6 protein-coding genes and 1 pseudogene are annotated in these 11,110 nt (G+C 45.1%); all 7 read right to left on the bottom strand.

From position 1 onward, the window contains the following. Positions 1 to 2: 2 nt before the first annotated feature. The 7 genes and pseudogenes from BQ7394_RS11635 to menD all read right to left on the bottom strand — a co-directional run bounded on the left by BQ7394_RS11635 (position 3) and on the right by menD (position 11,050). On the bottom strand, positions 3 to 2,519 hold the full coding sequence (locus BQ7394_RS11635) for a beta-N-acetylglucosaminidase domain-containing protein (RefSeq protein ID WP_075557590.1): 2,517 nt from the start codon (positions 2,517 to 2,519) through the stop codon (positions 3 to 5). Positions 2,520 to 2,638: 119 nt separating this feature from the next. Continuing rightward, positions 2,639 to 4,396, bottom strand: coding sequence for a DUF3857 domain-containing protein (locus BQ7394_RS11630; protein ID WP_075557589.1), 1,758 nt, complete (start codon positions 4,394 to 4,396; stop codon positions 2,639 to 2,641). 6 nt (positions 4,397 to 4,402) lie between these two features. Then, positions 4,403 to 6,367 carry a DUF3857 domain-containing protein gene (locus BQ7394_RS11625; RefSeq protein ID WP_075557588.1) on the bottom strand — a complete coding sequence of 655 codons (1,965 nt, stop codon included), beginning with the start codon at positions 6,365 to 6,367 and terminating at the stop codon, positions 4,403 to 4,405. Positions 6,368 to 6,390: 23 nt separating this feature from the next. After that, a complete protein-coding gene (locus tag BQ7394_RS26280) occupies positions 6,391 to 7,434 on the bottom strand; it encodes an AMP-binding protein (protein ID WP_235848832.1) in 1,044 nt (347 codons plus the stop codon). A gap of 105 nt (positions 7,435 to 7,539) precedes the next feature. Next, a pseudogene (locus BQ7394_RS26275) lies at positions 7,540 to 8,550 on the bottom strand (o-succinylbenzoate synthase); the annotation flags it as partial. A 6-nt stretch (positions 8,551 to 8,556) separates the two neighbouring features. Next, on the bottom strand, positions 8,557 to 9,381 hold the full coding sequence (menB, locus tag BQ7394_RS11615; RefSeq protein WP_028729173.1) for a 1,4-dihydroxy-2-naphthoyl-CoA synthase: 825 nt from the start codon (positions 9,379 to 9,381) through the stop codon (positions 8,557 to 8,559). Position 9,382: 1 nt separating this feature from the next. Beyond that, the gene (gene menD / locus BQ7394_RS11610) at positions 9,383 to 11,050 is read right to left on the bottom strand and encodes a 2-succinyl-5-enolpyruvyl-6-hydroxy-3-cyclohexene-1-carboxylic-acid synthase (RefSeq protein WP_075557586.1); all 1,668 of its coding nucleotides are present in this window, start codon (positions 11,048 to 11,050) and stop codon (positions 9,383 to 9,385) included. Between the last annotated feature and the right edge of the window lie 60 nt (positions 11,051 to 11,110).

Below are 11,110 nucleotides of genomic sequence, written 5' to 3'. Positions count from 1 at the left end.
GTTTATTCCCTTACGATCTGATGGATCAGAACAGGTGTTTTACCTGCCGGAGTAATAGTCAATGTGTGTATATCGTCAAACGAGATTTTGTTTAGTTTCACATAACCAACATATCCGCAATACAACATATTGGTTTCACCATCATTGTTGACTCCTGTGATAGATACCATGCTTTCGTTATCGCCTGACAGGAAGAATTCTATATATTTATCCACGCCATCGCATTTTACATCTACCTTTTCACCCGGATTCAGGGTTTTATATGTACTTAGGTTCAGGTCGTACATCATCAGGGCTTCATTTATTTCAGGTGCATCTTTCGTTTTAACAGAGAAAGAAGCGACTTTTAGTTCCATTTGTTTGCCGGAGTTATTACGCATCCGGATAAAACGGGCTTTCGGATCGATCGTTTTAACAACGGCTTTTGTCTGGTCGGCAGGAATATCGGAAAGGGGTGTCCATGTTTTACCGTCAGCCGACCATTCGAAAATACGTCCATCCACGTTACTTTGCGGCATGTTGAACGTAAAAGAATCACCTTCCCGTTGGATTTCCCATCCCAAACCGATGTATTCGTTCGGTTCCACCTTTACCACTTCCAGCATCGGTACATAAGCGATCAGGTTTTCATCTTCTGACCAGGGTTGGTTCTTAAGTTGCCCGACATTGGTGATCGTAGAAGCGGTACTTACCCTGATCTCGTTGGATGGAGTATCGGCCGTAGAGAGTAAGTTACGACTTGTCTGCCTGTATAACCCTTCAATGAGCGGCATAAGAACTCTTGTTCCGACTTTGATACCTTTCTGATACGGGTTCTGATTGAAAGAGCGGTTGATCAGTTTCATACTGTCCATTACGGCAGAAACTTCCAGGAATCGTTGCCAGGTATTCTGACGATCTTTTTCGTACCAGGAATGAGCCATCTGCAGGGCATTAGTGCCGCATCTACCGAGTAATTCGAATTGCATGAGCCAGGGATTGATCTCTTCGATCATAGGCTTGTTATCTCCCTGGTTATAGATAAGTTCCGGAGCAGCCTGTATCTGTGCAAACAGGGCACCCAACTGGTTGGCATCTCTTTCTCCGAAAGCACCTTTGCGGTAACCGGAAAGAAAACGGTCGGCCTGTTTTTCATAACGCTCCGATTCTTTCCGACGATAAAGATGGCCGTTAGGTCCCGGATCGCTATTGTTTTCACAGAATGTTTTAAAGGCGATAGCAGCTTTGGGCATCAGGTACTCGCATGCTTTCTCCCAGGCAAACTGCGGATCGTAGCTATGGATGTTCCAGCTATACATAGCCACTCCAAACAGGGCTACTTTGGATGCCTCGGCATGTTCCATCGGATTAGAAACAAAACCTGACATAACATTAGAGGCTTGCGTGTCGAGGCCATAAGACGGACCCATCAACAGATGATCGCGGCAATAGTCGTTTACCGGAAAGTTCCACCATACGTAAGCCGGGCGTTGGATACGTTTGTTTACCCATTCGAGGCCTTCAAGCGTGATGTCGTCAACAACACGGTTTCCTGTCCACATAACTTGTACCGCCTGGTCCAGTTGTTGGCCCAGAACATCCAGGTAGTCTGTTCTTGCCCATGAACGGTTGTATTCTGTCGGACACATGATCAGAGGACGGATGTCGTTTTTCTTTTCGATGAATTCCTTTTGAATAAAATTCATCAGGCCGGCTTGCTTGGCGGCATTGGTTCCTTCACCGGAGATATCATCGAAGAATACGGCGAATGCACGTACTCCCAAATCGTACATTTGTTCGAATTTGGTAATGATATTGTTGCTGTCGGTTGCATTCCATTGGATATCCTGTCCCGGATGGATAGCCCAAACGAAGTCTACTTTGTTACGGGCAGCTTCGGCTGTCAGCTCTTTGATTTGGCTGGCTTCCTTAGCAGGATAAGGCTCACGCCAGTTCGCACTGTGGAATGGATCGTCTTTAGGACCATAGATGTATGTATTCATCTTGAACTGTCCATAAAAATGCAACTGGCTGATACGGTCTGCATGGCTCCAGGGAGTACCATAGAATCCTTCTACGGTTCCACGATGAAGAACATCGGGATAGTCGGTAATGGTACAGAGGGGAAGCATCCGTTTGCCTTCGTCGTTATAGCTGATCAATTGTTTCAGTGTCTGAGCTGCATAAAACAATGAACGGTCGTCTACGATCTCAATAACGATCTTCTTTTTGGAAATGTCCAGAATGTAAGCACCTGAACGTTCCATTTCTGGTGTTTTTGCTTTTAGTTTCTTTATTTCCAACGGTGATGATTTGCCGGTGCCGGCAAAAGGAAGTGTTTCTTTCAGCAACTTGACGGCATCTGCATCCGGATTGCTGATCCCCTGCAATGTATATCCTTCCACAAGTTTGTGTTGCTGGTTGGATATTACAATATGCTGCGGCTGCGGATACAAGTCCGGGTATGGGCTCTGGGCGTAAGTAATCCCCGGCAGACAACATAGTAACAGGGTAATGAGTAGATTAGATAGTTTTTGCATAAATCAAAGGTTTTATGAATTAATTATGAGGGTAAAGTTATTAAGATTCAGTCAAAAAACAAGGATGAAACGACATATTTATGTCATCCCATCCTTGTTTAATTTATCAGATTGTCTTATTAGTTAATAGACAATAACAGAGTCTGGCTGGATGGGTTACCCCATTCAGTAAGTAAATTACGCAGGTTGTTGAATTCAGCAGGTGTATATAACTGCTTATTCAGTTGCAGACTGCGTTCTACTTCGGCTGTATTACCATTTTGTTTAACGGAAATAACGACTTTGCCGGCAGCGTTCTCGATAGTCTTAACTGTTTCAGGAGTAGATAGCTTCATTTCTGCCGGCAGTTGGATTGTATAGGTATACTGTTCGTTCACTTTACAAGGCATCATCAGGTTTTCCTTACGGGTACTGTTCATATTGCAATAGTAGCTATGAGCCATCCCGACAGGTGCATCGGGCAGCGAAACCATCACATAACCATTGTTCGCTTTCAGACTCTGAGATGTCTTATAAGATATTGTCGTATTGTTTTGGGCTTTAGACTCGGTGGCCTCTTTGTCTCCTCCGGCAAAAGTAGAGAGATAAGAACCATAATAAGGCAAATAAGCATTGCCGATCGTAGCATTGACTTGTGCATCTGCTTTTTCCGGAGAGACGGCAAGGTTAACCTTATAATTGATATCTGTTGCCGGGCTGTTGACCGCTACAGGTGTTCCTGCGTTTGTCAGGCTTATAACCGGAGTTGCATCGTTCCAACCTATTGCCGCCATTTTATTGGATATAGGCGACATGATATATTGTTTACCGTCTACATAGGCTACAACCAACAATCCGCTTATTGCGCTCAATCCACAACTGGCCGGATCGGCTTTTACGCGATAAGCTGCAGCAGCTTCGGCTTTGATGCCGGTAGCATTCAACAGACCATTCAGTAAGTTTGCCTTTTCAGCTTCCGTTCCATAAGCGGAATAGATCACATCGTTGGATGAACGGATTTTGTATCCGGCATCTTGCAATGAAAGTCTACTATACCCCAGGTTCTCGTTTACATGTTTCAGTATCGCTTGCAACTTTTCCGTATCATTTTTCTTCCCTTCTGTAATATTTTCGGCGATGGCTGTTAGTTGAACATCGTTTGCCGGAGTAAATTGTGTGTACAGGGCTTTCAAAGCATCCCCGTTGGATGCATAGGAAGAAGCTGTGAGGAAAGGAACATCGCCATTTGCTGTTGATACGAACGGGTCACGGGAAGATGCCGGAAGATCAGTAAGTTTCCAGGTAACAGTTTTCATGCCGTTAACAGTAGAAACAGCAGGCTTTGTATTGCTATTCTGCAAAGTGTAGAATAACGGCTTGCTTTCGGGAACCGACAGGCTGATCGTATATTCTTTTACGGGAGAAGTCTGCAACAACTCGTCGTAGATATCCAATTCCGGCAGATAACCCGGTTTGGAAGTTAATGTATAATCCAGATAAATGGTGGCGCCCAGTTCCAGACCGGTATGGACAACGACCATTTCTTTCAGATTATTGTAGGCCGGTGCATCGGCTGCAGTACGAGGAAGAACCTCTACAAAGGCATTATCGGGAGTTTTTACGATATTCCCGTCTTTCTGTTTTGTATAAGAAGAATTGATCTTCAATACCTGATAGTCTGGGTTGTAAACGATAAAACTTTCCCCGTAAGTACCATTCATGGCAGTATGGGTGAAGAGTGTAAGTTCCATATTGTAACGGAACTCCTGGCTTCCGTCTGCATTCAGTGTATATGCTTTCGACAACTTCTTGTATTCGGCTTCCGATGCGGCGAATACAGATGCCGTAAGAGCCAATAGACAAAGAAGCAGTGTAAATTTATTTATTATATTAGTCATTGTCTTTTATTTTTTAATAATTAGATAATCACCGAAACCTTTATGTGCATTGACTGCTGAACGGAAACCATCCCAGTCGGCAGCTTCATATACACGTTTCTTCAGAGCCAGTTTCTGACTGATTGTTATCTTATCACCATCCTGACGCAATGAACCTTCGAAATCGGCAGCATCACTTTGTTTGCTGTCTTGTTTAGCTTCATTCAGCAAGGTATAACCTTTCGGGAGCTGAATGGTTTCGTCCAGTTCTACCAGGCGTGAGCAGGCATCTTTGAAACCATATTGGCGTTCAGCCAGGTCGGTATTGATACGGAGGTAGCTCTTTACCTGGTTGTAGAGATTGTTCATAACCATCGGCTTGAATACCAACTCTTCTTTTCCTGGTATAGCATATTCCGGTATTTCATAACGGAATGTGATCTTGATGGGAGCAGCTTGATAATCTTTCGGGTCTTTACCATAATCGACACTGATCAGGCGTGCTTTGGGAGATACATTCAATAACTGGCTTTCGAGCATGTTCTTCCATTGTGACTGCCAGCCACGGGTGAACATCCCACGAATATTGCTATCTGATTGTCCTTCGGCTGTGATTATGAATTGCCCGGTCAGTGTTCCTTTAGCATCCAGTTTATTGTTTGCTTTGATGCGTAAGTAATGGTTTTCGGGAGCGGAAACCGGAGTCAGGCAAAGGTCTGATCCTTCGGGAACCCCCGGCAGGTAGTTTTGTTGTTGCTCGGCACTGCTCCATAATTCGCGGCAGAAAGGTACCCAGGTCGGGTCGAGCGGCATATAGGTTCCGCTGGAAAGTTTAACGACAGCTACACAATGGTTGAAATGGTCGGCGGGGATACTTTCTACCCGGCTTCCTGCCATTGTCATAGCCGGATAGGCTTCGAAGCCTGCCATGCGGAGGAAGGAGATCAGTGTACCGGCTATGTCTTTACATACGCCGCAACGATCGGTATAGTTCATTTTTGTATTATGAAGGGTATAGCCTTCGCCTTTCCCCATAGAGATACCGGAATACCGGATATTGTCGGCTACCCAGTGGGTGAGAACGGCAATCTTTTCCATTTCTGTTTTCTTTCCTTTGATCAGTTCGTCCACTTTCTTCTGGGCTTCCGGTAGTGGAGCAAAGCTTCCGTAATCTTCGTTAACTTTGTTGAACCATAATGACTTATCCTGCCATTTCGGAGTGGATGACATCATTAGTTTAGGGGCAGCATCGAACAGATCGACCATATTCGGTTCACGTTTGGCCGGCATTACGTCGTTTGTCGAGAAGGTGTAGGCTTTCCGACCGTCTTCGTAGCGCATGGAGGAAGCACAGTCACCTTGATAGAACTGGAACTGCATTTCTTTTTCCATCGGGATAGATACTTTGTATACTTTACGAACAGTCGGTTCTGTTACCCAGAAAGGTACGATGTCGTAGAACTGTCCGCGCATAGGAGGGATGAAGCGTGATTCGTCGTCGCCACCATCTGCCAACAATGCATAAGTAAAACCTTTCTTATCGATTTCGTATTCAATAATATCACCGGGGGTTAGTTGGCCCACTTCCAGCATGATCTGGCGGGCTCCCCAATAGATGGCACGAGCAGGAGCTGCATAGTCGCAGGCCTGGGTAACATCCAGATTGATCACATCGCCATTGGCACGATACACCGTGGCTCTTTTGAACCGGGCAAAAGCAGTCAGCGGATCGTAATCATATTTAATGATGCGGTTATTGACAGCTCCCCGGGGTGTTTGGATCTTGATTGTTTTGCAGACAGAGAATGAACCGGAACCGGTCGGTTGCACGGTTACAGAAGTACTGTCCAGCAGGTTTACGCAATCGTATCCGGCATAAACCTCCGGCTTTTGAAGCGTCGGGTCCGGTGCGAACCGGCAACTTTCTCCACTCTGTCCGTAGGCGGACGAGAGGGCTAGAAATGATAATACGGTAAGTGTAAAATACCTCATAAGTATAGTGTTTTAAATGATAGTCAGATCAGATTTGCCGCTAACTGGCGACAGGCCTTCCGGTCTGTTTTTCCACTGCCGGTAAGTGGGATGGCGTCTACCTTCCGAATGTATTTAGGCTGTTGGTATTTCGGCAGGAGAGAGGCTATCAGATCCGGTAGCCTTTCTGTATCTGTCGTTTTTTCCACCAATAATACGATGGCTTCTCCTAATCCGGGATGTGGAATGGCCGTTATCGCAAAGGTAGTAGAAATAATTGAACGTAGTGTCTCTTCTACACATTCAATTTGAACTTTTATTCCTCCGGTATTGACGATATTGTCTTTTCTTCCCAGAATGGTGAATGTCCCGTCCGGATGTATTTGGGCTATGTCATTGGTTACCAATGTTTCATCGCAGACTAAAGGGGCATTTATGATAAGGGTTCCTTCCGGTGATAAAGAGAGTTTCACAGACGAAAACGGTGTGTAAACCTGTGAGGCTTCTGCTCCGTTCAATCTTCGTAAGGCAATGTGTGAAAGTGTTTCTGTCATGCCATAAGTCGAGTAGACTATATTAGGCAGTTGTTGTATCTCCTCCTCCAGTTCTTTATTAATAGCTCCGCCGCCAATGATCAGTATTTCTGTTTGACAAAGACGTTTTTTCTCTTCTTTTACCTGGAGGGTATTGTATACTTGTAAAGGGATCATTGCAGCGAAGCGGAGCGGAATATCGACATCTGCCAACGGATGTCCGGATGGTGTCCGCAAAATAAGAGTTAACCCGGCTACAAGTGCCCGAACAACTACCATCTTTCCGGCAATATATTGCAAAGGCATACAAAGCAGTACATTATCTCCCTTGTATAGATGGAGGAAAGAGCAGGTCAGTATGGCACTTTGCATCATTTGTTCTTTACGGACAGTGAACTCTTTCGGCGTTCCGGTCGAACCGGATGTGTATACTGTTATGTAAGGGGATTCGTTAAACCAATCGGCCAGGAAGTTATAAAGGTCCCGTTGTATTTGGGGCGTGTTGTCAGATACCTCACTAATTAGTTGTTGTATATTATCGGCATTACAGATCATTCCATTCTCCAAATGCAACTTTTGTTTACTATGATCTGTAAGAAACTCTTTCGCCTCTGTCTTTAACACACCCCCTGCCCCCTCTCCAGAGGGGAAGGAGTTACTCCATAAGCAATCTTTACGGATGGATAAAGGCATTTCTATATTGTCTGTAAACAAAGCTCCTGTACCGAGTCCTTGTGGTAGCGGATTATTGAATGTAGCACACCATTGGGCAATAGCATTCAGTCCGATATTGGATTCCAGTGCTGAAGTAATCCACCAACCGATCTTTTGTCTTTCAGCCTCATCTATCCATTCTTGCCCGCCACTGATTCCCCCATGTAGAGAGGGCTTCAGGATAATATATTGCGGTTTGATTACAGATAAAAGTTCTTTCTTTCCTTGTAGGGTATTGCAGCCGATCAATTCTTCATCCAATGCAATGGGTAATGGTGTTTCGGCTGTAAGTCGTGCCATTTCTTCCCATTGCCCGGCACGGATAGGTTGCTCGATAGAATGTAAATTCAGTTCGGAAAGCCTATGTAGTTTATTTAATGCATCTGTAGGAGAGAAAGCTCCGTTTGCATCCACACGCAGTTCGATCTCTTCAGCAGAGAAATGTGCACGGATATGTTTTAATAAAGCCAATTCTTCCTCAAAGTTGATTGCTCCGATCTTCAGCTTGATACAACGAAAACCGGATTGCATTTTCGCTTCGATCTGTTCCAGCATCTTTTTATAATCACCCATCCAGATGAGGCCGTTAATGGGAATACCAGTTTCACCTCGTGAAAAGGGTGTATTCCATAAAGCGAAGCTTCCAGCATGAAAATGCCGGAAGGCTGTTTCCAGTCCGAACAAGATAGAAGGATATGGACGGAGAACTTCGGGGTCCGGACCACTGTTTATCTCTGTTTGTCGACAAATATCTGTAAGTAGATGTTCATAATCCGGTAGATCGTCGCAACTTAATTTAGGTAATGGGGCACATTCTCCAATACCATATCGTCCGGGAACTTCATCAGATGTTAGAAGAAGATACCAGCTTTTGCGTGTGACGTAAGTTCCCCGGGAGGTTCCTGCCGGTTGTTTGAAGTGTAAAACTTTCGGTATAATTTGTATGTGATAGGACATCGTTGATTACGGAAATTTAGGATAATCTTCAAACCGTGGGCGGCGCTTTTCAAGGAATGCTTTGCCACCTTCCTGAGCTTCGTCTGTCATGTAATAAAGCATGGTCGCATCACCGGCCAATTCCTGTATACCGGCTTGTCCGTCCAGTTCGGCGTTCAGGCCTGCTTTGATCATACGGAGGGCGAGCGGGCTATGCATCATCATGGTTTCAGACCATTCAACGTATTCGTCTTCCAGTTTATCCAAGGGGACAACTTTATTCACCAATCCCATATCAAGTGCTTCCTGAGCGTTATACTTACGACAGAGGAACCAGATTTCGCGTGCTTTCTTCTGTCCCACGATACGGGCCAGGTAAGAGGAACCGAAACCTGCATCAAAACTACCTACGCGAGGACCTGTCTGTCCGAAGATCGCATTCTCGGAAGCAATCGTCAAGTCGCAAACAACATGCAACACATGGCCTCCACCGATGGCAAAACCATTGACTGCCGCGATAACCGGTTTAGGCATCGAACGGATCTGTTTTTGTACATCGAGTACATTCAGCCGGGCAACCCCGTCTTTACCGATATAACCGCCATGACCTTTTACATTCATATCGCCTCCGGCACAGAAAGCTGTGTCGCCTGCACCAGTCAGTACGATTACACAAATATCCGGACGTTCACGACAAATATAGAGAGCATCGCTCATTTCGGTTGTCGTAGTAGGAGTGAAGGCGTTGCGATAACGTTCGCGATTAATCGTGATGCGGGCAATTCCTTTATAGAAATCAAACAGAATATCTTCGTATTCCTTTATTGTAGTCCATTCTCTTGTAGTTGACATATTATTTTTGCTTTAATTGATGATAATATTCTTTCAATAGACGAACGTCTTCATCTTTGTCGGTGAAGACCTCCATCAATATCGGTCGATTGACAGGATTGGGATCTGTGAAAATGTTCATCGCCTCTTCCAGTTCTTCCGTATTATGTACGCCCTGATAAAGGAAACCACGCTCGGTTGCCCAGCCTTGTGCAGATGTTTTATGTGTAGCAGTCACATAGCGGTGTGTCTTTTCCGACATGGATAAACCGGGTAAAGCCTGGAATATCTCGCCTCCGCCATTGTTCAGTAGCAGGATACGCAGGTTGCAGCCGAAGTTACTGTTCCAAAGAGCATTCATATCATAGAAGAAACTAAGATCGCCTATCGCGACAAAATTCAGTTTATCCGATGCTACGGCATAGCCGATCGCAGTAGACAGAGAGCCTTCGATACCGCTGGTTCCCCGATTACAACAAACTTCGACCTCTTCCGGTAAAGTAAACAATTGTGCATAACGAACTGTCGAACTGTTTGCCAAATGTAAGGCACACGGAGTGGGTAAGGACTTGATCAGTGTACCGATAGCTGCCATTTCGGAATAAGCGAACTCCGGTTCCGGAAGCCCTTTGGTATTGTTTTCCCATACTCGCGGAAACTCGGTCGTTTTATTTTCTAACAGATAAGCGATCTTTTCGAGAAACTCGAACGGGTCCATCTCGATTACAGTAGTCATTGAGCCATACAGGTCGGCTATCTCACCATCGGCCGAAACATGCCAATGCTCTTTAGGAGGATTTTCCCGGAGGAATTTCTTCAAACGTTTGGAGACGATGTGTCCTCCATAGGTAATTACCAGCTCGGGAACCATCTTATCCAGTGTATCTTTCGGCAGTGCATAGATTGCAGCATCGAAATTTTTGACAGGAATACCGGGTATTGTCTTATTGCTTGTATGTTCGGTCAGCCAGGTGAAATGCTTATAGAGCAATTTCGAAATCTTCTTCTCAAACAGATAGATCAGACTCATCTGGCCGACAACGATCATGCGTTTATTGTATTTGTTCAGCCGTTCGATCAACGTATTATATTCTCTGTCGTACACATTCAATCCCTGATAGCGGGTGATAACGCGCACTTCTGGCAACTCTGTCGTTGTGAACCGGAACAGAGGTTCGGAGATCGGAATATTGATATGTACCGGTCCTTTCCCGTGATGGTTCAGCTCCAGTAATGCTTCATTTACCAAACGATTACAATACCATTCGTCTTCATCCGTGTGTATCTCCGGCAGGTTAACCGATTTCTTTACCAGTGAGCCGAACACACCGGGCTGTGGTAATGTCTGCCCATCCATTTGTCCGATCCAGGCAGCAGGTCTGTCTGCGGAAATGACCACCAGAGGAATTTGCTGGTAAAAAGCTTCCGCCACGGCTGGGTGTATATTCAACAGGGCCGTACCTGAAGTACAGCAGACTGCTGCCGGCTTTCCTCCGTGCAAGGCCAGTCCGAGTGCAAAGAATCCGGCACTCCGTTCGTCGGTAACGGAATAACAGGAAAAGGACGGATGGTTTGCCAATGTATGAACGATTGGAGAGTTACGGCTTCCCGGGCACAATACGACTTTACTGATGTTATGCTCTTTCAACAGAGCAACGAGTTGAAGAATATTCTTTTTATCTGAATACATATCAAATTCTCATATTGGAGTTTATATGCAAAAGTAACCATAATATCTGATTTAATAATA

This window comes from Parabacteroides timonensis (genome assembly GCF_900128505.1).
Classification (GTDB): Bacteria; Bacteroidota; Bacteroidia; order Bacteroidales; family Tannerellaceae; genus Parabacteroides; species Parabacteroides timonensis.
The sequence above is the reverse complement of the archived record's forward strand: the minus strand, read 5'-3'. Positions and strand labels throughout refer to the sequence as shown.